This is a genomic window from Variovorax ginsengisoli (assembly GCF_030486595.1).
Taxonomy (GTDB): domain Bacteria; phylum Pseudomonadota; class Gammaproteobacteria; order Burkholderiales; family Burkholderiaceae_C; genus Variovorax; species Variovorax ginsengisoli_B.
Map to the genome: position 1 here is coordinate 205,713 of NZ_JAUJZH010000006.1, position 26,962 is coordinate 232,674.

General features: G+C 68.0%; 25 protein-coding genes and 1 pseudogene. 9 read left to right on the top strand and 17 right to left on the bottom strand.

All coding sequences use genetic code 11. From position 1 onward, the window contains the following. Position 1: 1 nt before the first annotated feature. Positions 2-697, bottom strand: a complete 696-nt coding sequence (locus QZH52_RS10910; RefSeq protein WP_301808015.1) for a GntR family transcriptional regulator — start codon at positions 695-697, stop codon at positions 2-4. 125 nt (positions 698-822) lie between these two features. On the opposite strand from QZH52_RS10910, the gene QZH52_RS10915 reads away from it, so the two are divergent. From QZH52_RS10915 to QZH52_RS10935, 5 genes are all read left to right on the top strand, one after another. Next, positions 823-2,064 carry a pyridoxal-phosphate-dependent aminotransferase family protein gene (locus QZH52_RS10915; RefSeq protein WP_301808017.1) on the top strand — a complete coding sequence of 414 codons (1,242 nt, stop codon included), beginning with the start codon at positions 823-825 and terminating at the stop codon, positions 2,062-2,064. A gap of 34 nt (positions 2,065-2,098) precedes the next feature. Beyond that, positions 2,099-3,076: a Bug family tripartite tricarboxylate transporter substrate binding protein gene (locus QZH52_RS10920; protein ID WP_301808021.1), complete on the top strand. Its 978-nt coding sequence runs from the start codon at positions 2,099-2,101 to the stop codon at positions 3,074-3,076. Between the two features lie 90 nt (positions 3,077-3,166). Then, on the top strand, positions 3,167-3,928 hold the full coding sequence (gene modA / locus QZH52_RS10925) for a molybdate ABC transporter substrate-binding protein (protein ID WP_301808023.1): 762 nt from the start codon (positions 3,167-3,169) through the stop codon (positions 3,926-3,928). An 18-nt stretch (positions 3,929-3,946) separates the two neighbouring features. After that, positions 3,947-4,609 (top strand): molybdate ABC transporter permease subunit, encoded by a 663-nt coding sequence (gene modB / locus QZH52_RS10930; RefSeq protein ID WP_301808026.1) that lies wholly within the window; start codon positions 3,947-3,949, stop codon positions 4,607-4,609. A gap of 1 nt (position 4,610) precedes the next feature. Then, on the top strand, positions 4,611-5,300 hold the full coding sequence (locus QZH52_RS10935; RefSeq protein WP_301808030.1) for a sulfate/molybdate ABC transporter ATP-binding protein: 690 nt from the start codon (positions 4,611-4,613) through the stop codon (positions 5,298-5,300). 8 nt (positions 5,301-5,308) lie between these two features. On the opposite strand, the gene QZH52_RS10940 is transcribed toward QZH52_RS10935, so the two are convergent. Together QZH52_RS10940 and QZH52_RS10945 are read right to left on the bottom strand one after the other, a co-directional pair. Next, a complete protein-coding gene (locus QZH52_RS10940; RefSeq protein WP_301808210.1) occupies positions 5,309-6,910 on the bottom strand; it encodes a SulP family inorganic anion transporter in 1,602 nt (533 codons plus the stop codon). Continuing rightward, entirely contained in the window at positions 6,910-7,908 is a 999-nt protein-coding gene (locus QZH52_RS10945; protein WP_301808033.1) for an AraC family transcriptional regulator, read from the bottom strand. The genes QZH52_RS10940 and QZH52_RS10945 overlap by 1 nt, the downstream gene beginning before the upstream one ends. 142 nt (positions 7,909-8,050) lie before the next feature. On the opposite strand from QZH52_RS10945, the gene QZH52_RS10950 reads away from it, so the two are divergent. Genes QZH52_RS10950 through QZH52_RS10960 form a run of 3 tightly spaced genes read left to right on the top strand, consistent with a single transcriptional unit; the run spans position 8,051 to position 10,975 of the window. Next, positions 8,051-8,899: a TauD/TfdA dioxygenase family protein gene (locus QZH52_RS10950; RefSeq protein WP_301808035.1), complete on the top strand. Its 849-nt coding sequence runs from the start codon at positions 8,051-8,053 to the stop codon at positions 8,897-8,899. A 26-nt stretch (positions 8,900-8,925) separates the two neighbouring features. Beyond that, positions 8,926-9,984, top strand: a complete 1,059-nt coding sequence (locus tag QZH52_RS10955) for a beta-keto acid cleavage family enzyme (protein ID WP_301808038.1) — start codon at positions 8,926-8,928, stop codon at positions 9,982-9,984. Positions 9,985-10,009: 25 nt separating this feature from the next. Next, positions 10,010-10,975: a Bug family tripartite tricarboxylate transporter substrate binding protein gene (locus tag QZH52_RS10960; RefSeq protein WP_436411562.1), complete on the top strand. Its 966-nt coding sequence runs from the start codon at positions 10,010-10,012 to the stop codon at positions 10,973-10,975. Positions 10,976-11,014: 39 nt separating this feature from the next. Here QZH52_RS10960 and QZH52_RS10965 read toward each other — a convergent pair whose 3' ends face one another. The 14 genes and pseudogenes from QZH52_RS10965 to QZH52_RS11030 all read right to left on the bottom strand — a co-directional run bounded on the left by QZH52_RS10965 (position 11,015) and on the right by QZH52_RS11030 (position 25,699). Next, on the bottom strand, positions 11,015-11,623 hold the full coding sequence (locus QZH52_RS10965) for a DUF938 domain-containing protein (protein WP_301808040.1): 609 nt from the start codon (positions 11,621-11,623) through the stop codon (positions 11,015-11,017). A gap of 21 nt (positions 11,624-11,644) precedes the next feature. After that, a complete protein-coding gene (locus QZH52_RS10970; protein ID WP_301808042.1) occupies positions 11,645-14,047 on the bottom strand; it encodes an arylsulfatase in 2,403 nt (800 codons plus the stop codon). 148 nt (positions 14,048-14,195) lie between these two features. After that, positions 14,196-14,354, bottom strand: coding sequence for a hypothetical protein (locus QZH52_RS10975; RefSeq protein ID WP_301808045.1), 159 nt, complete (start codon positions 14,352-14,354; stop codon positions 14,196-14,198). A gap of 66 nt (positions 14,355-14,420) precedes the next feature. Then, positions 14,421-14,732 (bottom strand): hypothetical protein, encoded by a 312-nt coding sequence (locus QZH52_RS10980; RefSeq protein ID WP_301808048.1) that lies wholly within the window; start codon positions 14,730-14,732, stop codon positions 14,421-14,423. Positions 14,733-14,889: 157 nt separating this feature from the next. Continuing rightward, positions 14,890-15,216 carry a hypothetical protein gene (locus QZH52_RS10985; protein WP_301808051.1) on the bottom strand — a complete coding sequence of 109 codons (327 nt, stop codon included), beginning with the start codon at positions 15,214-15,216 and terminating at the stop codon, positions 14,890-14,892. Continuing rightward, entirely contained in the window at positions 15,213-16,463 is a 1,251-nt protein-coding gene (locus QZH52_RS10990; protein ID WP_301808212.1) for an acetate/propionate family kinase, read from the bottom strand. Before QZH52_RS10990 ends, QZH52_RS10985 begins: the two co-directional genes overlap by 4 nt. A 71-nt stretch (positions 16,464-16,534) precedes the next feature. Beyond that, positions 16,535-17,107: a phosphate acyltransferase gene (locus tag QZH52_RS10995; RefSeq protein ID WP_436411563.1), complete on the bottom strand. Its 573-nt coding sequence runs from the start codon at positions 17,105-17,107 to the stop codon at positions 16,535-16,537. A gap of 125 nt (positions 17,108-17,232) precedes the next feature. Next, entirely contained in the window at positions 17,233-19,599 is a 2,367-nt protein-coding gene (locus QZH52_RS11000; RefSeq protein WP_301808054.1) for a DUF3141 domain-containing protein, read from the bottom strand. Between the two features lie 19 nt (positions 19,600-19,618). Beyond that, positions 19,619-20,629, bottom strand: coding sequence for an efflux RND transporter permease subunit (locus tag QZH52_RS11005; protein WP_301808055.1), 1,011 nt, complete (start codon positions 20,627-20,629; stop codon positions 19,619-19,621). After that, positions 20,536-22,143, bottom strand: a complete 1,608-nt coding sequence (locus QZH52_RS11010) for an efflux RND transporter permease subunit (RefSeq protein WP_301808057.1) — start codon at positions 22,141-22,143, stop codon at positions 20,536-20,538. The genes QZH52_RS11005 and QZH52_RS11010 overlap by 94 nt, the downstream gene beginning before the upstream one ends. An 88-nt stretch (positions 22,144-22,231) precedes the next feature. Further along, a pseudogene (locus tag QZH52_RS11015) lies at positions 22,232-22,708 on the bottom strand (efflux RND transporter permease subunit); the annotation flags it as partial. Further along, entirely contained in the window at positions 22,705-23,838 is a 1,134-nt protein-coding gene (locus QZH52_RS11020) for an efflux RND transporter periplasmic adaptor subunit (protein ID WP_301808061.1), read from the bottom strand. The pseudogene QZH52_RS11015 and the gene QZH52_RS11020, both read right to left, overlap by 4 nt. Before the next feature lie 28 nt (positions 23,839-23,866). Beyond that, complete coding sequence (locus QZH52_RS11025; RefSeq protein ID WP_301808065.1) at positions 23,867-25,225, bottom strand: efflux transporter outer membrane subunit; 1,359 nt, start codon at positions 25,223-25,225, stop codon at positions 23,867-23,869. A gap of 222 nt (positions 25,226-25,447) precedes the next feature. Then, positions 25,448-25,699 carry a hypothetical protein gene (locus QZH52_RS11030; protein WP_301808067.1) on the bottom strand — a complete coding sequence of 84 codons (252 nt, stop codon included), beginning with the start codon at positions 25,697-25,699 and terminating at the stop codon, positions 25,448-25,450. 201 nt (positions 25,700-25,900) lie between these two features. On the opposite strand from QZH52_RS11030, the gene QZH52_RS11035 reads away from it, so the two are divergent. Next, complete coding sequence (locus QZH52_RS11035; RefSeq protein WP_301808069.1) at positions 25,901-26,950, top strand: AI-2E family transporter; 1,050 nt, start codon at positions 25,901-25,903, stop codon at positions 26,948-26,950. Positions 26,951-26,962: the final 12 nt, after the last annotated feature.

The following is a 26,962-nucleotide window of genomic DNA, read 5'->3' on the forward strand; positions in this document are numbered from 1 at the left end:
TTCAGGTCTTGGCCGCTGGGGCCCGTGGATAGATTTCGCCGGCGCGCAGGAGCTCCAGCACGGTGTCGCGCTTGCGGTTCAGGTGCTCGACCAGCACTTGCCGCATCGCGGCAGGGTCGCGGGCGCCCAGGGCTTCGATCATTCGCTCGTGCTCGGCCACCGCGCCGGCCCACTTGGCTTCGTTCTGGTTGGTGCGAAAGCGCAGCGACTGCACGCGCGCATTGACCGCACGGTAGGTGCTGGTCAGTACCGGGTTCTTGGCCGCGTCGTTGATCGCCGCGTGGATGCGGGCGTTGATCCGGTAGTAGCCGGACAGGTCGCGCCGCGCGAAGCAGGCCATCATCTCGTAGTGCAGCGCGCGCACTTCGGCCAGTTCGCTGTCGGTGATGCGCTGCGCCGCCAGTTCGCCGGACATGACTTCGAGCATCGACAGCAGCTCGAAGGTGTTGACCACGTCGGCCTCGGTCAGCTTGACGGCCACCGCGCCGCGATTGGGCAGCAGGTCGACCAGCCCCTCTGCCGCGAGCAGCTTGATGGCTTCGCGCAGCGGCGTGCGCGAGACCCGCAACTGCTCGCACAACTCGCGCTCGTTGAGCTTGGCGCCGGGTGCGATCTGCCCTTCGATCAGCATGGTTCGCAAGCGCGACGCGACCTGGTCATGCAGCGCGAGGCGCGAGATTTCTATCACTTCAGCCATGGCTTCATTTCCCTTGAGATGCATTTTGAATGCAAATTTACGATGTATCAATCATTGTGCGTAGGGGATAACGATCATGATTTTTTGTGTTTTGAATGCAAAACTGAAAAGGAAAGGACGGCCCCATGCTTCAACTCGACTCCCATCCCACCGGCAGGCACTTCCTGCAGATCCCCGGTCCGAGCCCGGTGCCCGACCGCATCCTGCGCGCGCTGAGCCTGCCCACCATCGACCATCGCGGGCCCGAGTTCGGCGCGCTCGGCCGCAAGGTGCTGGCCGGCATCCGGCAGGTTTTCAAGACGCAGCATCCGGTGGTCATCTATCCGGCCTCGGGCACCGGGGCGTGGGAGGCCGCGCTGTCGAACACGCTGAGCCCCGGCGACCACGTGCTGATGTTCGAGACCGGCCACTTCGCCTCGCTCTGGCAGAAGATGGCCGCCCGCCTGGGCATCTCGACCGAATTCCTCGTCTATGGCGGCACCGACGCCGACTTGCCGCAGGCACCGGGCTGGCGCCACGGCGTGCAGGCCGACCTGATCGAAGCCCGCCTGCGCAAGGACACCGGGAAAAAGATCAAGGCCGTGTGCGTGGTGCACAACGAGACCTCGACCGGCGTGACCTCCGACATCGCCTCGGTGCGCCGCGCCATCGATGCGGCGGGCCACCCCGCCCTGCTGATGGTCGACAGCATCTCCGGCCTGGCGAGCGCCGACTTCCGCCATGACGAATGGGGCGTCGACGTGACCATCAGCGGCTCGCAGAAGGGGCTGATGCTGCCGCCGGGCATCAGCTTCAACGCCATTTCGCCGCGGGCGCTCGATGCGATGAAGAGCGCGACCTTGCCGCGCTCGTTCTGGGCCTGGGACGAGATCGTCGAGATGAACAAGGACGGCTACTGGCCCTACACGCCCAACACCAACCTGCTCTACGGCCTGTCGGAGTCGTTGGACATGCTCCTCGGCGAAGGCCTGGACAACGTCTTCGCGCGCCACCAGCGCTGGGGCGCGGGGGTGCGCGCCGCCGTGAACGCCTGGGGCCTGCCGATCCAGTGCGCCGACCCGGCCGTGTACTCGCCGGTGCTCACCGGCGTGATCACGCCCGAGGGCATCGACGCCGATGCGGTGCGCCGTCTCATCCACCAGCGCTTCGACCTGTCGCTCGGCACCGGGCTGGGCAAGCTCAAGGGGCGCATGTTCCGCATGGGCCACCTCGGCGACAGCAACGACCTGACGCTGGTCGCGATGGTCGCCGGCGTCGAGATGGGCCTGAAGCTCTCCGGCGTGAAGCTCGCCGGCAGCGGCGTGCAGGCGTCGATGGACTACTTCGCCGGCCACGCGGCGCCGGCCGCGCTGCAGAAAGCCGCCTGAGCGCCGGCCGGTCATTCACAACAACGGAGACATCATGCAAAGACGTTCCTTCATCCAGGCCGTGGGCGCCACCGCGGCGGCCCTGGGCGTGCCCAGCGTGTTCGCGCAGGAATGGCCCACCGGCCCGGTGCGCATCGTGGTCGGCTTCCCGCCCGGCGGCGGCACCGACGCGCTGGCCCGCGTGGTGGCGCAGAAACTGTCCGTGATGTGGAATCAGACGGTCATCGTCGAGAACAAGGGCGGTGTCGCGGGCGTGCTGGCCGCCGAGTACGTGTCGACGCAGCCGAGCGACGGCAGCACGCTGCTTATGGCGCACATCAACAGCCACGCGCTGGCGCCCAGCCTGCAGCCGAAGCTGCGCTACGACGTGCAGCGCGACTTCGTGCCGATCGTGCTGGTCGGCGTCACGCCCAACCTGCTGATCGCGAGCCCGACGCAGAAGGCCGTGACGGTGAAGGACATCGTCGCCCTGTGCGCCGCGGAGCCCGGCAAGGTGAGCTTCGGCTCGGCCGGCGCCGGGTCGGCGCAGCATCTGGCGCTGGAGATGTTCAAGCTCCAGGCCAAGGTCGATGCGCTGCACGTGCCCTACAAGGGCAGCGGGCCGCTGCTGGCCGACCTGATGGGCAGCCAGATCCAGTACAGCTTCGAGACCATGACCGCCGCGACCCCGCACGTGAAGAGCGGCAAGGTGATCGGCGTGGCGCAGACGCGGCTCAAGCGCGCCAAGGGCCATCCCGGCATCCCGACCATGCAGGAGCAGGGCTTCGAGGGCTTCGAAGCGACCACCTGGTACGGACTCGCCGGCCCGGGCAGGCTGCCGTCGGCCATCGCCGACAAGATCAACCGCGACGTCAACACCGTGCTGGCGATGCCCGACGTGCAGGAACGCCTCGACACCTACGGCGCCGAGGACGGCGGCGGCTCGCGCGACAAGTTCGCGAAGTTCATCTCGAGCGAGATCGACAAGTGGGCGCGCGTGGTGCGCGACGGCAAGGTCAAGGTCGACGCCTGAGGGACCGCCGGCGCCAGGCGCGCCGGCTCACCTGACAGTGTTGCTATCATCGCTATTCCTAAACTGAATAGCGATCGAGAGGCACCGGCCATGACGATTTTCCCGAGGCTTCGCAGCGCGGCCCTGGTCGCGACGCTGTTGCTGGGCAGTGCCGCCTGCAGCGCGCAGGAATTGATCGTCTCCGCGGCCGCCAGTCTGACGAACGCCTTCCAGGCGGCCGGCAAGGCCTTCGAGCAAACCCGGCCGGGCGCGAAAGTCACTTTCAACTTCGCGGCATCGGGGCCGTTGCTGGCCCAGATCCAGCAAGGCGCGCCGGTCGACGTGTTCGCGTCGGCCGACCAGGAGACCATGAACCGCGCAGCCGGCGCCAACCTGATCGCGCCGGCGACGCGGGTCGACTTCGCGGCCAACATGCTGGTGCTGATCGTGCCTGCGGTCTCGACCCGTGCACCGAAGCAGCTGGGCGACCTGGCGAATCCGTCGATCCAGCGCATCTCGACCGGCACGCCGGCGACGGTCCCGGTCGGGCGCTACACCATGGAGGCGATCGACAAGGCCGGCCTCACGGCGCAGCTGCAATCGCGCTGGATCTATGGCGAGAGCGTGCGCCAGGTGCTCAACTACGTGGCACGCGGCGAGGTCGATGCCGGCTTCGTCTACCGCACCGACGCGCTGATCGAGCCCGAAAAGACCCGCATCGTGCTGACGATCCCGACCACCACGCCCGTGACCTATCCGATCGCGCAGATCGGCAGCAGCAAGAACGCAGTCCTGGCCGGCGAGTTCATCGCCTTCGTGCGCAGCGCGCCCGGCCAGGAGATCCTTCAGCGCTACGGCTTCTCGAAGCCCTGACGCGGCGCCGGGCAGCACATGCACGCCTTGTTCGTCCCGCTCTGGCTGACGCTCAAGGTCGCACTGTTCGCAACTTTGATCGCCGCGGCCATCGGCATCGCGCTGGGATGGTGGCTGGCGCGCCGGCCCTTCCCCGGCCGCAGCTTCGTCGACTCGCTGCTGATGCTGCCGATGGTGCTGCCGCCGACCGTGATCGGCTACTACCTGATCGTGCTGATCGGACGCAACGGCATCCTCGGCCAGTACCTCGACCGCTGGTTCGGCATCAACCTGATCTTCACCTGGCAGGGCGCGGTGATCGCGGCCTCGGTGGTCTCGCTGCCGCTGGTCTACAAGGGGGCGCGGGCCGCCTTCGAGGAAGTCGACGGCCGCTTCGCCAATGCCGCGCGGACCCTCGGTGCCGGCGAGCTCGAGGTCTTCCTGCGAGTGTCGCTGCCGCTGGCCATCCGCGGCATCGCGGCCGGCGTGATGCTGGCCTTCGCCCGCGCCATGGGCGAGTTCGGCGCCACGCTGATGATCGCCGGCAACCTGCCCGGAAAGACGCAGACCCTGTCGATCGCCGTCTACGAGGCGGTCCAGGCGGGCAACGACAGCCAGGCCCTGTGGCTGACCCTGGTGATCTCGCTGGTCTGTATCGGGGTGCTGGTGGCCTCGGGCCGGCTGCTGCAGGCGAGGCATTGAAATGGCCGCGCTCGAAGTCCAGTTGCAGCTCACCTTGCATTCGCCCGACCGCAGCTTCGAACTGGACGTCGATTTCACCGCCGCGTCGCAGCGCACCGCGTTGATCGGGCCGTCGGGCTCCGGCAAGTCGACCGTGCTGCAGGCCATCGCCGGCCTGCTGCCGCAGGCGCGCGGCCGGGTGCGGGTCGGCGGGCAGGCGCTGCTGGACACACCGCGGGGCATCGACCTGCCGGCACGCGAGCGCCGGGTGGGCGTGGTGTTCCAGGACTATGCGCTGTTCCCGCACATGACGGTGGAGCAGAACCTGCAGTTCGGCCTGCGCCGCCTCGGCCAACGTGCGGATGCCGGGCACGCACTGCGCGTCGACACCCTGATCCGGCAGTTCGATCTCGCGAGCCTGCGCGGCGCCCTGCCGCGCCACCTGTCCGGCGGCCAGCGGCAGCGCGTGGCGCTGGCCCGGGCGCTCGCCATCGAGCCCCGCCTGCTGCTGCTCGACGAACCGCTGTCGGCACTGGATTCGCCGCTGCGCAAGCGGCTTCGACACGAGCTGGCCGAGATGCTCGAACGCGTGCAGGTGCCGACGCTGCTGGTGACGCACGATCCGCAGGACGTGGAAGCGCTGGCGCAGGACGTGATCTGTATCGACGATGGTCGGATCGTCGATTGCGACCCCGTTCCAGGAGCCGTTTGACATGCCGCTCAGTGCACCGCGTCGTCGACGCTCCAGTTCGCATAGACCGCCGCCGGAAGGTCCGGCGACCCCACCTGTGCGAGCAGGTCACGCACCCGGTCCTTGACGCGCGCCAGGACCAGTTCGGCCCGGCGCGCGCGGACGAAGGCGGCGAAGTCGCACAGGGCTTCGATCGTCGTGGCGTCCAAGTCGGGCGACTCCTCCAGGCTCAGCACGAAGCGTTGCAGGCCGGGCGTGGCGTCGATGCGGTTGCGGATGCTCGCGAACACCGCCTCGGCGTTGCCGAAGAAGAGCGGCACCTCGGGCCGCGCGATCAGGGTGGCGGGCGGCACCACCGCTTCGGGATGGCGCGCCGTGTCGACGTAGTCGTGGCTCTGGCCGAGACGGCCGAGCCAGCTGACCGTCGTGCGGGCGAAGCCCCGCAGCAGCAGCAGCAGGCTCACGCCGATGGCGGCCAGCAAGCCGTCGAGCACGCCGAGCAGCAGCACCGCAACCACCGCCACGATCGAGATCAGCCGGTCGCGCCGCCACTTGAAATACGGTTGGAGCACGGTCGGGCTCAGGCTGTGGCTGACGGCGTGGATCACGATCGCGGCCAGCAGCGGCTCGGGAATGTGCGCGATCCACGGCAGCAAGGTCAGCACCGCGAGCAGCACCACCAACCCGGCGATCGCGCCGGCCGCACGGCTCTGCGCCCCAGAGGACTCGTTGGCCGAAGTCGCCGAATAGCCAGCGCCCACCGGCATCCCCTGCAGCAAGCCGGCGCCGACGTTGGCGACGCCCAGCGCCAGCAGGTCGCGGTTGATCGACACGTTGTCGCCGTGCCGCAGCGCAAAGGTGCGGATCGAGCCATAGGACTCGGCATAGAGGATCAGCGCCACGGCGAAGGCCAGCTCGCCCAGGCGCAGCCAGTGCGCCCGGTCCAGCGTCGGCAGCGCCGGCTCGCCGAGCCCGATCACGATCGGCCCCACCGGCGACACGCCCCAGGCCTGGCACCAGCCGGCGCGGTCGAGCAGGATGCCCGCGACAATCACGAGCAGCGCCGCCGGCACGGCGCGCCAGCGCGCCAGCACCCGCATCAGCACCAGCGCCATGGCCGCCATCGCGGCGCCGGCCAGGTTCCACTGCCGCCAGCCCGCCGCCAGTTCCGCGACCAGCGGGAAGAAATCGCCATGCCCCGGATGGACCACCAGCACCTTGGGCAACTGCTTGACGACGATCGTCAAGGCCAGGCCGAGGGCGAAGCCGCGCAGCACCGGCTTGGCGATCAGGCTCGAGACCGCCCCCAGCTGCGCCAGCGCCGCCGCCACGAAGAACAGGCCGGCCAGCAGCATGACGCCGACGCTCAGGGCGGCGCGGGTCGCGGGATCCGACGCGCCCATCGAGTTCGTGGCCGCCAGCAGCACGGTGGCCGAGGACGAGGTGGCCGACACGATCGCGAAGCGGCTGCTGCCGAGCAGCGCGTAGACGAACAGGCCCACCAGCAGCGCGATCACGCCCGCCTGCGGCGGCAGCCCGGCCAGGCCCGAGTAGGCCACGGCCTCGGGCAGCAGCAGGCCTGCGATCGAAGTGCCGGCCACCAGGTCGGCGAAGCGGGCGGGTGCCTTCATCATGGCCTGCGGTGCCTGTTGCGCCACGCCTGCGGCGCGCAGCCGAACTGGGCGCCGAACCAGCGCGAGAAGGCGCTGTGGCTGCCGTAGCCCAGCATGACGGCGATCTGACCCATGTCGTAGCGCGGGTTGGCCAGGTAGCGTTGCGCGAGCTCGCGGCGCACCTGGTCGAGCAGTGCCGTGAACGACAGCCCCTCGGCATCCAGCGTGCGTTGCAGGGTGCGCATGCTGCGGCCCAGCCCCTGCGCCACGCCGGCGCAGGTGGCGCGTCCCGAGGGCAGCAGCAGGTAGATGGCGCGCCGCACCTGCTGGGCGGTGCTGGCGTCGCGGGCGCCGAACTGGGTGTCCACCAGCGTCTGGGCGTAGCGCGCCAGCGCGGGGTCGGCCAGCAGGTTGGGCTCGTTCAAGTCGGCCGCCTTGCAGACGATGCCGTTGAACTCCGCATCGAACTCCACGCGGCAGGCGAACAAGCGCTTGTGCACGGCCAGGTCCCTCGGCGCCGAGTGGCCGAAACACACGCGTTGAGGCCGCCAGCGCTCGTGCAGCAAGGCCGCGCAGGTGCGGTAGAGCACGCCGATCGCCAGGTCCACCGACTGCGGCATGGGCCCCGGGGCCACGATGTCTTCGCGCAGGATGACCAGGCTGCCCGCATCCTCCATCTGGATGGCGAGCGACTCGTTGAGCAGGTGCGAATAGGCGATCAGCGTGGCCAGCGCCTGGCGCAAGGTGGCCTGGTGCAGCAACAGGAGGCTCAGCACGCCGAAGTGCGACAACTGGCGCGACTCGGCCATGCGCAGGCCGAAGGTGTCGCACTGCGTGGCCGCGGCGGCGTCCTCCACCAGTTGCGCGGCCACCGCGGCCTCGATGAGCTGGTCCGGCTCGCGAATGAGCGCTCGCCGCAGGCCGGCACGGCGCAGGGCTCGGTCCGCGTCGCCGCCCAGGGCGTGCATGACCTCGGCAAAGCCGGTCAGGGCCGCTGCTCGCACCAAAGTCACCATCTGCGGCCCCTCCTGGGGAAACCCGTACTGGCACGAAGAGTACAGCCGGTGGCACGAAATGCAAAGCGTGGAAGCCCACTCGTTCCTACAGTTGCGCCACTGGACGACAGATCCAATCCCGATCTTCCCGATGGAGACAACGATGCGTATCGAACCACTGACTTGCGCCATCGGCGCCGAAGTCACCGGCGTCAGCCTGGCCGACGCGGCCCATGACGCCGACCTGTTTGCCGAGATCAGGGCCGCGCTGCTCGCCCACAAGGTCGTGTTCCTGCGTGGCCAGGATATCGCCCGCGCCGATCATGTGGCCTTCGCACGCCGCTTCGGCGACCTGGAAGACCACCCCGTCGTCGGCAGCGACCCCGATCACCCCGGCCTGGTGCGCATCTACAAGTCGCCCGAGAGCCCGGCCGAACGCTACGAGAATTCCTGGCACGCCGACGGAAGCTGGCGCGAGGCCCCGTCCATGGGCGCGGTGCTGCGCTGCATCGAGTGCCCGCCCGTGGGCGGCGACACCATGTGGTCCAACATGGCGCTGGCCTATGAGAGGCTGCCCGCGCACGTCAAGGACCTGATCGCCCCGCTGCGCGCGCGCCACAGCATCGAATGCACCTTCGGCGCGGCGATGCCGATCGAGAAGCGCCACGCGCTGCGCGCCCAGTACCCCGACGCCGAGCACCCCGTGGTGCGCACCCATCCCGAGACGGGCGAGAAAGTGCTGTTCGTGTGCGGCTTCGCCACCCACCTCACCAACTTCCACATTGCCGCCAACGTGCGCGTCGGACAGGATTTCGCGCCGGGCTCGGCGCAGCTGCTCCAGTACCTCATCAGCCAGGCCGCGATTCCGGAGTACCAGGTGCGCTGGCGCTGGAGGCCCAACGATGTCGCCATCTGGGACAACCGCGCCACGCAGCACTACGCGGTGATGGACTACCCCCCCTGCCATCGCAAGATGGAACGTGCCGGAATCATCGGTACCCCCACCGCCTGACCCCTACCCCGCAAAGAGAAACCACCATGAACTTCCTCGACGGCCACCTGTTCCCCGAGAACATGCAACCCCTGATCATCACCGCCGCGCCCTATGCGCCTTCCTACGTGCCCTCGGATTTTCCCGGCGAGATCGCGGTGACGATGGAAGAACAGATCCAGATGGCGGCGGACTGCTACGACGCCGGCGCCACGGTGCTGCACCTGCACGTGCGCGAACTGGACGGCAAGGGCAGCAAGCGGCTGTCCAAGTTCAACGAACTGATCGCCGGCGTGCGCGCCCGGGTGCCGGACATGATCATCCAGGTCGGCGGCTCCATCAGCTTCGCCCCCGAGACGGATGGCGCAGCGGCCAAGTGGCTCAGCGACGACACGCGGCACATGCTGGCCGAACTGGACCCCAAGCCCGACCAGGTGACGGTGACCATCAATACCGCGCAGATGAACTTCCTGGAGCAGTTCGACCACCGCGATGTGCAAGGCAGCTCCCTGGAAGACCCGGCGGTCTTCAACGCCTACAAGGAAATGACCGTGCCCGCGCAGCCCGGCTGGGCCGAGGAGCACATCCGCCGCCTCTCCGCCGCGGGCATCCAGAGCGAGTTCCAGTGCTACAACCAGAACAGCCTCGAATCCGTGGAGCGCCTGATCCGCCGCGGCGTCTACAAGGGCCCGCTGGTTCTGAACTGGGTGGCGATCGGCGGCGGCATGGATTCGCCCAACCTCTACACCCTGGCCAACTTCGTGCGCGGCGTGCCCGACGGCGCGGTGTTGACGGTCGAAAGCTCGGTGCTCAACACGCTGCCCGTGAACATGTGGGGCATCGCCGCCGGCCTGCACGTGCGCACCGGCACCGAGGACAACCTGTGGAACCAGACCCGCACCGCCAAGATCGGCACCGTCAAGCAGATCGAGCAGCTGGTGCGCATCTCGGGTGAGCTGGGCCGCCCGATCGCGACGGCGAAGCAGGCGCGCGAGATCTGCCGCATCGGCGTGTTCTACGACACGACGGAAGAAGCGCTGGCCGCCAACGGCTTCGCCCCCAACGCCCCTGGCCGCCAGCAGGGCTTCCTGCGCAAGGCCGCATAAGAAATACATCCCGAGGAGACGACCCATGCAACGCCGTATTTCCCTTGTTGTCACCGCCGCTGCCCTTTTGTGCACGAGCGCCGCGATGGCCTTCACCGACAAGCCCGTCAAGCTCGTGGTGCCCGCCCCGCCGGGCGGCACCATCGATGTCTTCGCCCGCATCATCAGCGACCAGCTCTCGCAAGAGATCAACCAGCCCGTGATCGTTGAAAACAAGCCGGGCGCGGGCGGCGCGGTGGCCATCAAGTACATGCTCTCGCAGCCTGCCGACGGCCAGGTGCTGCTGGTCAGCGTGACCAACGTGCTGACCGAATCGCCGCACGTGGTCAAGAGCGGCTTCGACCCGCTCAAGGACGTGAAGCCCATCGCGGAGATGGCGCGCTCCTACATGCTGTTCATTGCCGCGCCGCAGTTCCCTGCCAATGACGCGAAGGAAGCCATCGCCTACGTGAAGGCCAACCCCGGCAAGGTTTCGGTGGCCTCCTACAGCCCCGGCACCTCGTCGCAGTACGCCAGCGCCATCCTGAACAGGAAGGCCGGGCTGGACATGGAGCACGTGGCGTTCGCCGGCTCGGCCCCTGCGCTGGCCCAGGTCATGGGCAACCAGATCCCGCTGATGTTCGATGGCTCGGTCACCTCCAAGCCGATGATCGCGGCGGGCAAGGTCAAGCTGCTGGCCGTGGCCTACAAGAGCCGCATGCCCGAATACCCGAACGTGCCCACCATGGCGGAGCTCGGCTACCCGGAGGTGAACTTCAGCAACTGGAGCGGCGTGTTCGCCTCGTCGCAGACGCCCCCGGCGCTGCTGGCCAAAATCCACGCGACACTCACCAAGATCAACGCCTCGCCCGTCGTGCGGGCGCGCTACGCCAGCACCGGCTTCGAGCCCATCACGGAATCGCGCACGCTGGAGCAGGCCGCCGAGGACGTGCGCACGGAATACGAGCGCAACGGGGAGATCGTGAAGGCCTTCGGCATCAAGTTGAACTGACTCGGAAGGGCGTGGCGCCTGTTCGACCCTCCTCGCCCGTCAGGCGCCGAAGACCAGCAGCAAGTTGTTCGCGGGCATGTCATGGCGCTCACGCAGGGCCAGCCCGGCCCGGCGCGCCTCTGCCGCCACCTCGTCCAGGTGGCGGATGCCCCAGGCGGGGTCGCGGGCCCGCAGGCTCTGATCGAAGGCCAGGTTGCTCGGCGCCGGCGGAACATCCGCTTCGAAATAGGGGCCGTAGGTGATCAGCAGTCCGCCCGCCACCAGGTGCCGCGCGGCGCCTGCCATGAGGGCGGCGCACGCCGCAGCCGGCGCGATGTGCAGCATGTTGGCGCAGTAGATGACGTCGAAGCGCTGCGCCGCGTCGAGCGACGACCATCGGGGCGACATCACGTCCAGCAGCAGCGGCGGCCTGAGGTTGGCCAGCCCCGACCGGGCCACCCGCTCGGCGATCGCGGGCAGCATCGCCGCGTCCGCGTCGCTGGGCTGCCAATCCCATTGGCCGAGTGCCGCGGCGAACCACGCGGCATGCTGGCCGGTGCCGGAGGCGATCTCGAGGGCGGCACCGCGTTCGCCGAGGACACGGCGCAAGACGTCGAGGATGGGCTGCTTGTTGCGGTCGGCGGCCGGGCTGCTTGGAAGGTCTTCCATCCTGGTCGGGCGATCGGCCATCTATTGCCGGGCCATCGCCATGTGCAGGGCATCCTCCGGCGCGATCAGATGGTCCACGCTCTCCGCGGCATCGGCGATGGCGAGCTGCACGCCCTTGACGCGCCCGTTGAACGCGTTGTCCTTCGGTCCGTAGTCGGGGGACACCGGCGCGCCGCTGTCTTCGCCCACATCGCAGCCGTCGTCCGCCGAGAAGATCATCGCCTGGGTCATCGGAAGGGAACCCTCGCCGACCTTCTGGCCGTCGACGAACAAGCTCACCTCACCGCCCTTGCCGAGACCGCCGCCGGCGTAGGCGAACTCCATGCGCACCTGGTGCTCGCCGGAAGGCAGCGGCTGCGCGGACTCCACGAAATAGTGGTTCACCCCCGCCACGTTGTAGCAATACTTGAGCTTGCCCTGATGCGCGTAGAGGCTCCAGCCGCCGATGTTCGCGCCCTGGGCGATGATCACGCCGCGCGCGCCGGAGTCCGGGACCTCGATCTGGGCCGTGACCGAGTGCGACTTGTTCTTGAGGTTGAGCACGCAGTTCTCCGACAGCCGGCTCATGCCGCCGAACAGCAGCTGCGTCTTTCCCCTGATCAGGACGGGCCGGCCGGCGGTGTCGGGATTCATCTTTTCGACCACCCGGTCGTCGATGGGCAACACCTTGTAGCGCGAGGCCTCGATCAGCCACAGGCGCTGCAGATCGTGCAGCTTGCCGGGCATCTGCTTGGACAGGTCGCGGGCCTGGCTCCAGTCCTTGGTCGTGTCGTAGAGCTCCCAGACGTCGTCGTCGAGCGGCACGGTCTTGCGACCCACGAGGACCCACGGCGTCCCGTGCTTGGTGACGGCCGTCCAGCCCTTGTGATAGATGCCCCGGTTGCCGAACATCTCGAAATACTGCGTCTCGTGCCGTTCCGCCGCATTCGCGTCGTTGAAGGTGTACAGCATGCTGACGCCCTCGAGCGGGTCTTGCGGCACGCCGTTGACCTCGACCGGCTCGGGCAGGCCGGCCGCCTCGAGGATCGTCGGCGCGATGTCGATCACGTGGTGGAACTGCGAGCGAAGCTCGCCCTTGGCCTGGATGCCCTTCGGCCAATGGACGATCGTCCCGTTGCGTGTGCCGCCCCAATGGGAAGCCACCTGCTTGGTCCACTGGTAGGGCGTGTTCATGGCGTGGGCCCAGCCCACGGCATAGTGGTTGTACGACTCCGGGCCACCCAGCTTGTCGTAGCGCGCCATCAGGAACTCGGGCGTTTCGAGTGCGGCCAGCCCGTTGAAATTGGCCATCTCGTTGTAGGCACCGTTCAATGTGCCCTCGGCGGAGGCCCCGTTGTCGCCGACGATGTAGTAGACCAGCGTGTCGTCGAGGATGCCGAGCCTCTCGAGGCTGTCGAGCAGGCGGCCCACATGATGGTCGGTGAACTCCATGAACCCGGCGTAGACCTCCATCTGCCGGCGCAGGATCGGCTTGAGCGCTTCCGGCATCGCGTCCCATGCCGGAATTTCCTCGTGCCGTGCAGTGAGTTCGCAATCGGCCGGGATCACGCCCAGGGCTTTCTGCCGGGCAATGGTTTCCTCGCGCAGCCGGTCCCAGCCCTGGTCGAACTTGCCCTTGTACTTGTCGGCCCACTCCTTGGGTACGTGATGGGGCGCGTGCGTGGCGCCGGGCGCGAAGTAGGCGAAGAACGGCTTGTCGGGCGCCAGCGCCTTCTGCTGCCCTATCCATGACATGGCCTTGTCGGTCATGTCCTCCATCAGGTGATAGCCCTCCTCGGGGGTCTTCTTCGGCTCGACCGGATTGGTGCCTTCATACAGGCTCGGATACCACTGGTTGGCTTCGCCGCCGACGAATCCGTAGAAATACTCGAAGCCGCCACCGCCGGTGGGCCAGGCGTCGAACGGGCCGACCGAACTCGTCTCCCACACCGGCACCTCATGGCATTTTCCGAACTGCGCCGTCGAGTAGCCGTTGAGCTTGAGCGTGCGGGCCAGGGGGGACATGGAGTTGGGAAGCACCGAGCTGTAGCCCGGGGCCCCGGTGGCGATTTCGGTGATGCCGCCCATGCCGCAGGAGTGGTGGTTGCGCCCGGTCAGCAAGGCCTGTCGCGTGGGCGAACACAGCGCGGTGGTGTGGAAGCGATTGAACTTCAACCCGCCGGCGGCCAGCTTTTCGGCATTCGGCGTCTGGCAAGGGCCGCCGAAGGCACTGGACGAGCCGAAGCCGGCATCGTCGATCAGGATGATCAGCACGTTGGGCGCGCCTCGGGGTGGGCGCAGTTGATCGATCGGCGGAAAGCGGGTGTCGGGGTCGCGCGCGTCGTAGGTGATCAGGCCGGGCCTGGACGTGTTGCGCATCGGCAGATGCGTACGAATCCGCGCATCATCCGGATCCTGCTTGTTCGGCTTGGCTGGAGTGCTCACGACCTTCTCCTCGAGATTTGATGGAGCGTTTTCACATGCGGACGCGCCCGCCCCTGGCGCCCCCGCTTTCGGGTGGAGGCGAAAGCGTACGCGAAACCCGTCCCGCCCGCCACAGGAAATTCCGGCCGCATCGCGGCCGCCTGGCGATCTACGTTGGCGCGAACAGATTCCGGCGCCCCACCTCCGCGGGGCTGCGAACCCCGATCAGCGCCATGTTGCGCATGATCTCGGACGCCAGGATGCCGATCACCATCCTGCGATGCGCGCTGACCCCGGCGCCGCCGCTCATGACTGGAGGCTTCACCATGCGCCAGCAACTTTCTTCTCCCTTCGGCGCGGCGGCCGCGGTCCCATGTAGCGTCCCTGGCCTCGCCTAGAGTCCGGCGCGGATTGCCTTGAGCTCCCTGCGGCACGCCTCGCCGAAAGCCTTCAGCGGGTCCGGGTCCTCTGAATGCGCAATGCGACCGACGTCTTTTGCGGTCAGGTTGGCGGCGAAGTACTGGTCCGCGATGCGCCGCAACAGGCGCTCGGCCTCGGCGAGCACCTCGGCCGAGGCGGTGAGCCGGATGCGATTGAGCAGCGCGTACGCCGGGAGGAGCGTCTCCGGCTGCTCGAGCGTATGGGTCAGCGCATCCACAAGGATGCTTGCCGCACTCGGCGATGAATTCACCGTAGAGGGCTTCATGCTTGCGGATCTCCATCCCGATCAGTTCGCGCCGGCCGTGTGTCTTCTGGGTGATCCACGCGATCGCGATCGTGGCCGAGCTGCCGGCCACGGACCCCAGCACGCCTGCGAGGGCACCGACGCTGATGTCCGTCATGGGGTCGCCCGAGACTGCAGTTCACGCACGCCGCCACTCGGCCGCGAGCTCGGGGAAGCGCTTGCGCAGGCACTCAACCAAATAGGACTCGATGGCGGCCGTCGGGATCTGACCCCGCACCTCCGCCGAGTGCTCGCGCACCGCAAAGTGCAGAACCAGCATGTCGTGCAGCTTGCCGAACGCGATTCGGTTCTCGGTTCCGCATACCGACGCATCGCGCTGCAGCACGCGCTCGATCACGCCCGGCTGCAGGAGCTTGACATGGCACAGCGTCGCCATCCGCGCGATTTCGCGATCGATGTCCTCGAGATTCTCGACGACGCGACAGTCATCCAGCCTCATGTTCATGGTCTTGCCTTCGTGAATCGGGGGTTGCGTCCGCCGATGGGAGACACGCCTTCGCGCAGCATTTCAAAGGCGTGGAAAGCCGCGACCCATTCCTCGTTGGTGGGCTCCACCGCCACGCGCACCCGGCTGCGCGCGCTGGAGATCGTCGCTGCGTGGGTCCGGTTGGCGCCCTCCTCCAGTTCCATCCCCAGCCAGTGAAGCCCGCGGCAGATGCGCTCGCGCAGCACCGCGCTGTGCTCGCCGACTCCGGCGGTGAACGCGAGCAGGTCGAGTCCGCCGAGCACCGCTGTCAGGGCGCCGATCTCGCGCACGATGCGCCGGACGTAGAGGTCCAGCGCCATGCGCGCCCGGGGATTCGTGTCCTCGGCCGCCAGCAGCACCTGCGGACTCGGCGACAGCCCCGAGACACCGAGCAGCCCGGACTCGCGGTACAGCAGGTGTTCGAGCTCCTGCACGCCAAGCTTGTCGACCTGAAGCAGGTGCAGGAGCACACCGGGATCCACCGCACCACAGCGGGTGCCCATCATCAATCCATCGAGAGCTGAAAAGCCCATGGTGGTGGCGACGCTGCTCAGCCCCTCCATCGCGCAGAGGCTGGCGCCGCTGCCGAGATGCGCCACGATCGTGCGCCCGCGCGCCGCGGGTCCATGGCGCTCGGCCAGGGCGATGGCCAGGTACTCGTAGGACAGGCCGTGGAAGCCGTAGCGGCGCACCCCGCGTTCCCACAAGGCATGGGGCAGCGGCAGCATCTGCTCCACTTGCGGCAGCGTCCGGTGAAAGGCTGTGTCGAAGCAGGCCACCTGCGGCAGATGCGGCATCTCGCCCAGCAGCACCTCGATCGCCTCCAGGGCGTAGGGCTGGTGCAACGGCGCGAGGGGGATGAAGCTGCGAAGTTCCTCCAGCACCACGCGGTCCAGGCGCACCGGGGCCGTGTACTTGCTGCCGCCGTGAACGACCCGATGAACCACGGCGGCCGGCGGGCGGCCGCCCGTGCGCCGTTCGATGCAGGCACGGACGTGCTGCAGGGCGGCGTGGTAGGGCCGCTCGGGGTCGAGCGCCAGGGCCACGGACGCGCCGTCCGCGTCGATCAGGTCCGCCCGCGTGCCGCCGATGCCTTCGACTCGGCCGGCCCAGAGCGGGCGCCGTGGCAGCGGCGTGGCGCCGGAATCGAAAAGGGCGAACTTGATGCTCGAAGAGCCGCAGTTCAGGACCAGGATGGTGCCGCTCGCCAACGCGGAGCCGGGCATCGGTTCGAGCGCTTCCTCGGCCGGACGGCCGACGACGCCCGCCGGCGCAGCGGATTGCAGCATGCCGGCGCTCACGGCTGCGACTCCAGGCTGGCCGTGGGAGCGCTGGGCGCCACCGCCCGGGCGGCCGCCGGCAAGGAAGGATGCTGGACGGCCCACCCACCTTGTGCAGGCCCGCGCGCGCCAAGCACGATGCCGGCGCTGGCCGCGCCGCCGAAATGCTCCAGCTGCTTGGCGAGCATATTGCCGCTCTCCAGATTCGGGACAACCATGATGTCGGCGGCTCCCGCGACCTCGGACACGATGCCCTTGGTGCGTGCGGCAGCCGCGGACACGGCGTTGTCGAAGGCCAGCGGCCCGTCCACCAACGCACCCTCGATCTGGCCGCGATCGGCCATCTTGCACAGCGCGGCGGCGTGGAGCGTGGCGGGCATGTTGGGGTTGACCGTCTCGACGGCGGCGAGGAAGGCGACGTGCGGCCGCGCGACCCCGAAGGCATGCGCGAGGTCCACCGCGCTGCGCACGATGTCGAGCTTGTCCTGCAGCGTCGGCGCGATGTTGATCGCGGCGTCCGTGTCCTCGACGGTCAGGTCCGTGCGATTGCGCAGCACCGTCAGTTCATGGGACGAGGAAGTAGAGGACACGATTCTTTCGCCTTGGGTCGTTGTTCATGCAAGGATGTGGAAGCCGCCGTCCACGCAATGGACGTCGCCGGTGATCGCCTGGGCCGCGCCGCTCGGCGAGCGGCGATCGGGATTGGACGACCATGTCAGGCCCTCGTGGCTGCCGCGGGCCGGCGCCGCATGCGCGTCGACGATGCAGAAGGCGTGGCGGGCGCCGCGATCGCCGGCACGTCCGGGACCAGCAGGCTGCGGATCTGCGCGAGCATCCCCGTCTGCTCGGTCGAAGGCACGATACGCTGTACCCGCCGGTCCGCCAGCACGCGCTCCAGCAGCGTGAGCAGCCGATTTCGGTCCTGCGGGCGCGCCAGCAGGACGGGCAGCGTGGCCAGCGCCCGCTGTGGTTCGTAGCGGGCGATGATTTCCTGCTCGCCGCCGATGCGGCGTATTTCCTCGAGCGGCAGTTGGGGCAGCAGGTCGCCGTAGTCCTCGATCAGTTCGCGGGCGAGGTGCAGCCGCGACAGCGGCAGCGGCGTGTCCTGATGCGCCATCAGGAAAGTGACACGCGCCAGCGCCTCGGGATACCCGCCCTTCTCGATGGCGGCGAGCGCCTGCTTCACGAAGGGCAGATCGCGCGGGTTCACCGGCTGCGCCTGCGGCTCGTCGCCGATGCCCTGATCGCCGCGGCAAAGGGCAAACATGTTGCCGTAGACCTGGAAGAACGCAGCTTCCCCCATCGCGTCACGCAGCGCGCGCCAACCGTCGAGCGAGGCACTGATCAGTTCCGAGCCGGTCGACTCCAGCTGCCGCAGTGGATGGTCCGGCGCGAGCGGCTGGCGCGCGGCCTTCACCTGCTGCGCCGCCGGTGCCAGCCACCAGGTGAACGGGTTCAGGTCGGACAGCGCCCAGCGCTCGAAGCGCAGCGGGTGGAACGCCCGCCCCAGTGCCGCGCCCGCCTCGCTGGACAGCGCCTGCGCCAAGGGGCGGCCGAACAGCTCGTAGGCACGCTGGTTGAATTCCGAAACAGCCTTCATGGCCTGGAACGGCTTCTCGTCCTCGCGGCGGTAGTGGTTGAGTCGCGCAACGACGTTTTCGAGCCGGATTTCGACGAAGCTCACGTCATAGGAGGTCTTGCCGGTGCCGTCCGTCTGCTCCTCGATCTCCATGCCGTACAGGCCCGGCGGCAGCGCCTCGATGGACTGCAGGGCCGACACGATCTGGGCGTGCTCCTTCTTCGCCACCCGCCCGGACACGAAGATGCCCAGATGGCCGATGTCCTGGTGCATCAGGCCGACGATCACCTGGCCGCGCGCCTTGATCTCCTCGGTGCTGCCGTACACGTCGGCAACCCAGTTGAAAGCCTGCTGCGGCGGCGTGATGTTGTCGCCCAGAGAGGCGAACAGCACGATCGGGACCTTGACGTCGCGCAGGTCGAAACCCATGCCCGCGCCCGAGTGCTGGCCCGCCCAGAGCCTGTTGCCGACGAACAGGTTCTGCGTGATCCACTCGATCTCCTCGCGGTTCAGCAGGAAGTACCCGCCCCACCAGCGTTCGAACTCGACAAAGCGCACGGGCTCCGTGTCCGCGTTGGCGAAGACGTGGTAGTACTTGTCCCAGAGGGAGTTGGCGGGGTTCAGGTTCTCGAAGTTCTGTACCAGCCAGGCGCCGTCGAACTTGCCCGCGCCGAGGTCGGAGGTGAGCGAGGCGAGCCAGCTGCCGCCGAGCAGGCCGCCCGCATAGCGCATCGGGTTGTCGCCCGGGCCTTCGCTCCAGGCCCCGCCCCAGTAGGACATCGGTGCGCCCACGACGACGAGCGGGCCGGTGTCGTCGGGATTGGCCGCGGCCAGCATCATCGCGGCCCAGCCGCCCTGGCAGTTGCCGACGATCGCGGGCTTCGGCGCATCGGGATGGAGCGCGCGTACGCACCGCACGAATTCGCGCTCGGCGTTGCACACGTCCAGCAGCGTCTGGCCGGGCTCCGGAACGCGGAAGAAGATGACAAAGTACACGGGGTGGCCGGCGCCCAGGGCAACGCCCACCTCCGAGTCCGCCTTGAAGCCGCCGATGCCAGGCCCGTGGCCGCCCCGCGGATCGATGATGAGGTAGGGGCGGCGGCGCGCATCGACCTTGACGCCGTCCGGCGGCACGATGCGCAGCAGCGCGTAGTTGACCGGACGCTCCAGCGTGCGCCCGTCCATGACCATCTCGTGCGCGAAGTGCAGCAGCGGCGGCAGGCCCTGCCGCTCGTGCTCGATGAAGTTGTTGCCACGCTGGCGCAGCGCGTCCCAGAGCAGCACCGAGCGCTGGGCGAAGTCGACGCCGTATTGCGCGGCGTCCACCCCGACCTGCCAGGGCAGCAGCGGTCTCTCGGCCAAGGCCGCCAGCTGCCGATCGCCTGCTTGCCGCACGCGTTCGGCCAAGTGCTTCGCGGCCACCGTGGCCCGGTGTTCGAACGCCTTGGCCACCTCTTTCGAGATTTCCTGGCTCTCGGCAAGCTGTTTCGCCGGATTCTTCATGGTCGTTCCTTCGTGGAGGTCATTTCAAGGAAGCCACCACCACGTGACCGGGAGCCGCGTCGGTGCTGCCGGCCGGCGCGCGGCCGACCTTGAACCACGCGGCGTACAGGGCGGGCACGAAGAAGATGGTCAGCACCGTGGCGACGGTCAGGCCACCCATGATCGCGAGAGCCATCGGGCCCCAGAACACGCTCCGCGTGAGGGGGAGCATCGCGAGCACGGTGGCAGCAGCCGTCAGCACGACGGGGCGCGTCCGGTGCAGGGCGGCATCGACGATGGCATTCCAGGCGTCGCGGCCCTCTTCCATCTCAATGCGCACCTGGTCGATCAGGATCACCGAATTGCGCATGATCATGCCGCCGAGCGCGATGATGCCCAGGATCGCCACGAAGCCGAGCGGGGCGCGGAACGCCAGAAGGGCTGCGACCACGCCGATCAGGCCGAGCGGCGCGGTGAGGAACACCGTCGCCATCTTCGAGAAGTCCTGCAGCTGGAGCATGAGGATCAGCAGAATGGTGAGCACCATCACCGGAGCCACGGCGGCGAGGGCCTTGTTTGCCTTTTCGCTTTCTTCCACGGCGCCGCCCGTGTCGACACGGTAGCCGGCGGGAAGCTTCGCCTCGATGTCCTTGAGCAGCGGCTCGATCTCCTTCGTCACCGACACGGCCTGCTCGCCGTCCTTGACGTCGGCACGCACGGTTATGGCCATGTCGCGGTTGCGCCGCCACAGCACGGGCTCTTCGAGCTCGTACTTCACCTTCGCCACTTCGGACAGCGGCACGACGGTGCCGGCGCGCGTATAGACGTTCACGTCCTTCAGCGTGTCCAGGTCGAGGCGCTCTTGCGGCACGGCACGCGCGACGATGTCCACCAGGTTCTCATGCTCGCGCAGCTGCGACAGGGTCGCACCGTTCATCACGCTCTGCGTGACGAGATTCACATCGGCGGGGGTAAGGCCCAGCGCACGGGCCTTGTCCTGGTCGAGGTCCACCTTGAGCGTGCGGACCGGGTCGTTCCAGTCGAGCTGCACGTCACGCACCTTCGGGCTCGAGGACACGACCTGTTCCACCTGGCGGGCGATCTCTTCTGCGTGTCGGGGCCGACCACGCGGAACTGCACCGGATAGCCCACCGAGGGACCCATCTCGAGGCGGGTCACGCGCACCCAGGCCTGCGGGAAGTCCTTGTCAACCGTGGCCATCAGCCGCAACCGCACACGTTCGCGCGCTTCCATGTCCTTCGTCATCACGATGAACTGGGCGTATCCGGGATTGGGCAGCTCGGGCGACAGCGCGAGATAGAAGCGCGGCGCGCCGGCGCCTGTATAGGCGGTGAAAAAGCGCACCTCCTCGTCCTTCTTCAGGACCGCTTCCATGCGCTTGACCTGTTCGGTCGCTGCCTGGAACGACGAGCCTTCCTTCAAGCGCAGGTCGACGATCAGTTCGGGGCGCTCGCTGTTCGGAAAGAACTGTTGCGGAACGAACTTCATGCCGGCCAGCGCGAGCACCAGGGCGCCCCCCGTCACGGCGATGATCAGCCAACGCTTCTGCAGCGCGAAGTCGATCCAGCCGCGCAGCTTGCGGTAGAAGGGCGTGGCGTAGGGGTCGCCGTGATGGTGCTTGCCCAAGTCCTTCGGCAGCATCTTCACCGCGAGGTAAGGCACGATCATGCCCGAGCAGAGCCAGGAGAACACGACGGCAATGCCCACGATCCAGAAAATGCCGCCCGCGTATTCGGCGGTGGTGGAGCGGGCGAAGCCGATCGGCATGAAGCCCGCCACCGTGATGAGGGCGCCCGACAGGCGGGGCATGGCGGTAGCGGAATAGGAGAAGGCGGCTGCCTTCGCGCGGTCCCACCCTCCTTCCATCTTCACTACCATCATCTCGATCGCGATGATCGCGTCGTCCACCAGCAGACCGAGCGCGATGATGAGCGAGCCGAGCGATATGCGCTCAAGGTTCCAGCCCATGGCGAGCATCACCATGGCGACCACGCCGAGCACCAGCGGCACCGAGATGGCGACGATGAGGCCGGTGCGGAAACCCAGGCTCAGCAAGCTCACCGCCATCACGATGACGAGCGCTTCCATCAGCGAGCGCTCGAACTCCCACACGGAATCCTTCACGGTGGTGGGCTGGTCGGCGACGCGTTCCAGCTCTACGCCGTACGGTAGTTCCGATTGCACCTTCGCGACCGCCTCTTCCACGGCCTTGCCGAGCTCGACGACATTGCCGTCGTCGGCCATCACGATGCCGACCATCAGCACGTCCTGGCCGTTGTGGCGGATGGTGTAGGTCGGCGGGTCCTGGAAGCCGCGCGTCACGGTCGCGATGTCGCCGAGCTTGATCGTCCGGCCCCCCGCGGAGACCGGCACGTTGCGGATGTCGTCCAGATTCGTGAACTGGCCGCTCACGCGCACGAATACGCGATCGTCCTTCGTGTCGACGGAGCCGCCGGGCATCATGGCGTTCTGGCTCTTCAGGCTCTCTGCGATCGCGAGCGGCGAGATGCCGAGCGCGGCCAGGCGCTGGTTGGAGAATTCCACGTACACCTTCTGGTCCTGCTTGCCCAGGAGGTCGACCTTTGACGTACGGCGCCTTGAGCAGGCGGCGCTTGACGTCCTCGGTGATGTCGGACAGCTCCGCGTGTCCGATGCCGTCACCCTTGACGGCATAGAGCAGGGAGTAGACATCGCCGAACTCGTCATTGAAGATCGGGCCGACGACGCCCTCGGGCAGCTCGAGCTTGAGGTCGGAGAACTTCTTGCGCGCCTGGTACCAGGCTTCCTGCTGGTCCTTGTGCGAAGTGCCGCCCTTCACGGTGATCGTCATGCCGCCGTAGCCCTGGCGCGCAAAGGTGACGACCTTCTCGAAGTGGTCGAGCTGCTCGAACTTCTTCTCGATGCGGTTCAGGAGCTCATCCTGGATCTGCTGTGCGCTCGCGCCGGGCCAGATCACCGTCGCCGTCATCGACGGCACGGAGAACTTGGGGTCCTCGAGCTGGCCGAGCTTCGAGAAGCTGAAGACACCCGCGATAGCGACCACGATGATCAGGAAGAGCACCACGGCGCGATGCCCGAGCGCCCATTCGGTGAGGTTGAACTTGTTCATTGGACGGCCTGCTGTGTCGTGTCGGCCGGCTTGATCTTGGCTTCAGCGAGCGCCGCATCGGCCAGCGCGACCTTCAATCCGGGCGCCATCTTTTGCACCCCCGCGGTGACGACCAGTCCCCCGGCCGGCAGGCCGGAGACCAGCGCGAGATCGTTGCGATAGCCGAGCACGGCCACAGGCATCAGGTCCACGGTGCCCACCGGCTCCTGGCCTGCGCGCTTGACCATCCAGACCGCCGGATGGCCGTTCGCCTGCGTGAGCGCTGTGGCGGGAATCGCGGCAGACTGCACGTCCGAAACCACCCGGTCGGTCACCAGCGTGGCGGTCGCACCCAGCGGCAGGGGCCGCGCGTTGATCGGCTTCAGCCGGGCGCGGTAAGTGCGTGTCTGCGCGGACGCCTGCGGCGAAACCTCGCGCAACGAGACCTCGAAGGACTCGGCGGGCGCGCTCGCCAGCGAGGCCTTGAAGTGCGCCGACTTGAATGCCGCCACCTGGTCCTCGGGTACGTCGATGACGATTTCCGGTGTGCCGGGATCGGCGATCGCGACCACCGGCAGTCCTTCTGCGACCACCTGGCCCACCTCGATGCGCACCGCCGTGACCACGCCGCTGCGCGAGGCGCGCAGCACGGTGTACTTCAGGCGGTTGCGGGCGAGTTCGAGCTGACGCGCCTGCGCCCCTTCGGCAGCCTGCGCCGTTTCCGCACCGCTATGGGAACGCTCGTCGTCGGCCACGCTGACCGAGCCGTCGGCTTTCAGCGAACCCAGGCGCTTGCGATCCGATTCGGCTTGGCGGGCCTGCGCGACGGCAGCCGACCATTGCTGCCGCGCGGCCTCCTCCGCCAGTCTGTAGTCACTGTCGTCCAGCACCGCGAGGATGTCGCCTTCGTGCACGATCTGACCAACGTCGACCTTGCGCTGAGCGACTTTGCCGCCTACACGGAAGGCCTGATCGACTTCGTAGCGTGACTGCACGGTACCCGCGTAGCGATTGGCTTCGCGGGCCGCGTCATAGCGGACATCGGCAGTGCGCACCGGTCGGGGCGCTTCGGTTTGCGGCTTGTCAGGGCTGCATGCGGAAAGTAAAGCGGCAACGGCCAAAGCGCCGGCCACGGAAAGAGAGTTCTTCAAGACAGTACCTCGTGGAAAGCGACGGGATTCAGGAATGCGACGCCGGGGTGGGGTCGGCGGAAGTGGTTTGCGCTGTGGGCTGTGCGGCGGGCTCGAACACCTGCCAGCCCCCGCCCAGCGCCTTGTAGAGTTGCACGCTGTCGAGCAGCAGCTGGGTGTTGCTGTCGTTGGCGCTCAAACTCACTGCCAGACGCGAGCGCTGCGCATCCAGAAGCGGCAGCAGGTCGATCTGACCGCGGTCGTAGAGCGATTGGGCGCGCCCGAGGGCCGATTCCGCAGAAGCGGCCGCGCTCTGCAGCGACTGCGAGCGCTGCCGTTCCGAAGAGAGCGCGACCAGGGCGTTCTCCACGTCCTCCAGCGCGCGCACCATGCCATCCTCGGCGCGCAGCAGCGCTTCACGCTGGCCGCTCTCGGCGATTTCATTCAGGGCCTTTGTGCGGCCCGCATTGAAGATCGGCATCGCGAGCAGGGCCGCCACGTTGGTGTAGCGTGCGGCGCCCAGACCGATGCCGTTCAGCGCCGTGTGCTGGCGGCCGAACGACGCGTCGAGAAACAGCCGCGGAAACCATTCGGCCGCGGCCTCCTGGCGGCGAGCGTTGGCCGCATCCAGTTGCGCCATCAGGGCGAGAACGTCGGGCCGGCGTTGCAGCAGCGCGGCGGGCTGTCCCGGCTGAGCCTGGGGCACTGCCACTTCGCCGCGCCAAGGCTCGACCTGCGCGGCATTGAAGGCCTGCTCGCCAATCAGTACTGCAATGCGATGACGCGTGACTGCCGCGACTGTCTCCAGCGGTGGGATCTGGGCGCGCGCTGTTTCGGCTTCGGTTTGCGCGCGCTCCACGTCGAACGGTGTCGCCAGGCCGGCGCGCTGGCGCGCCTTCACCAGGCGCAGGGTCTCGTCCCGGGCGGTCGAGATCGCGCGCAGGGTGTCGAGCTGGTGCTGCGCCCCCACCAGCGTGAAGTAATTGCTCGCGACGTCGGTCATCACCAGCAGGCGCACGCCGCGCAAGCCGTCTTCCACCGCCAGCGCGTCCGCCGCGGCCGCGGCCGCACCCGCACGCAGGCGACCGCTCAAGTCGATCTCCCACGCGACGTCGAGGCCGGCGCTGCCGCTCTTGATGTCCGGCTGCAACTTCTTCACGGCGTCGCTGTAGCCGCTGCTGCGATCGCTCCCCGAGCCGACGGCGCTGACGCTGGGCATCAGGAAGGACCGGCTGACCGTCACGCCGGAACGCGCGGCTCGCAGACGCTCTGCGGCGATCTTGACGTCGCGGTTCTCACGCTCGGCGCGCCGCACCAGGTCAGTCAGTACCGGGTCGTGAAAGGTTTCCCACCAGGCGGCCTCGGGCTCGACGTCGGAGGGCTTGCTCGCGGCGAACTGGGGCGGCACGTCGATGCTCGGATGCTCGGCCGGCGTCGACGGTGAACAACAAGATGATCGATGCGGCCAGCGCCGCCGCGACGAAGAGGCCGGCCGGCCGATCGGCCCGCTCGGGGAGCTTCTGCTTGGCCTTGTGGATCGGCGAAAGTGCGGATGGAGGTGACATCGGGATGGACTCGTCTTGGATTCGAGGGGGTAGCGTAGAGCGCGATGCGCTCGAAGTCGTCAGCGTCAGGTCGGCGTTCGGTCGCCATGCGGCGGCGCGATCACTGCGGGCGAGTCATCCGCCGGGCGTTCGGTGGCCCCGGCCGCGAGTTCGCTGGCGAGGGAATGCAGCAGCTCGCCGGCGCTGGCGAATTCGAGTTGGCGCCCGGTAACAAGGTTTTCGAGGCGGCCCGCGAACGCCTCGGGCGTAGCGTCGCTGCGCAGTTTCAACACGTAGGCCCGGCGGTTCGGGAACTTGGATTCGGGGTTCAGCACCATGGCAGCTTCTGGACAGGAGGAGTTCGGCGTCAGCGTAGGGCCATGCCCGAATCGAGTCGTCAGCGAAAGGTCGACAAACGGTCGCTGTTGCGTTCGCATGCAAACGCGACGGAATCCCGACCTGTCGCTGACGACTGCGGCGGCTAGCGTCTCTAGCATCACTTCCCATCACATCTGCCCGCACCCGCGGAGCCCAGGCACATGAATCTGAAGCTCACACCCGGGCGGCTGCTCGCCGCCGCCATCGTTGTCTTGTCCGTCTGGATCGTGCATGACTTCATCGAGGCCCTGCTGGCCGCCTGCATGACCGCGATCGCAAGCTGGCCGCTCTATGCCGCCTTCAGGAGCCGCCTGCCGAGTCGGGTTGGCAACAGCGCAAGCGCCGCGATATTCACCGGCGCGATCACGCTATTGGTGCTGGCGCCCATGCTCTTCGCCTGCTGGGCACTGCTGAGCGAGGCGCACGCCCTGCTCCTGGGCCTCGCGGCCGCCGACAGCCGCGGGCTCGGCGTGCCCGATTGGCTGGCAAACGCGCCCGTCATGGGGCCCTGGCTGGCCGCGCGCTGGCAAAGCCAACTCCCGGGCCCAGGGGCGCTGCTGATGCTGACGCAACGCACCGATCCCTCGGCACTTCTTGGCTGGACGCAGGCCCTGGGGCAGTTCACCGCCCGGCATGCGCTGATCGTCGGGTTCGCGATTCTGCTGCTGGCTTTCCTCTATCGAGAAGGCGCGTCACTCCAGCTCGCGTTGGGCCGGTGGCTGCGCGAGGCCGTGGGTGATCACGCCGAACGGTATGTCGACATCGCCACGCGAGCGGTGCGCGCTTCGGTGAGCAGCATGCTGGTCGTGGCTTTGTTCGACGGCCTTGCAATAGCTCTGGCGTACACAATTGCCGGTGCGCCGCGCGCGCTGCTCTGGGCCGCGATCACAGGTTCGTTGGCCGCCGTGCCGTTCCTCGGCTATGGCGCGGTGGCCGCGATGGCGATACAAATCGCGTTAGAGGGAGGGCCGACGACGGCAATGATCTCGCTGCTGCTGGGTTGCGCGGTGCTGATCACGGGCGACAAGGCGGTGCGCCCCATGGTGGCGGGCGGCGGGATGCAGTTGCCGTTCGTCTGGGTTTTGATGGGATGCATCGGCGGCTTGGGCGTGCTCGGCCTGACCGGGGTCGTGATTGGCCCTGTGGTGCTGACGCTGGCATGGGAACTGTGGGATGAGCGGGTGCGCCAGGTCGGCCCTGCGTTGCGATAGCAGGGCGATGCA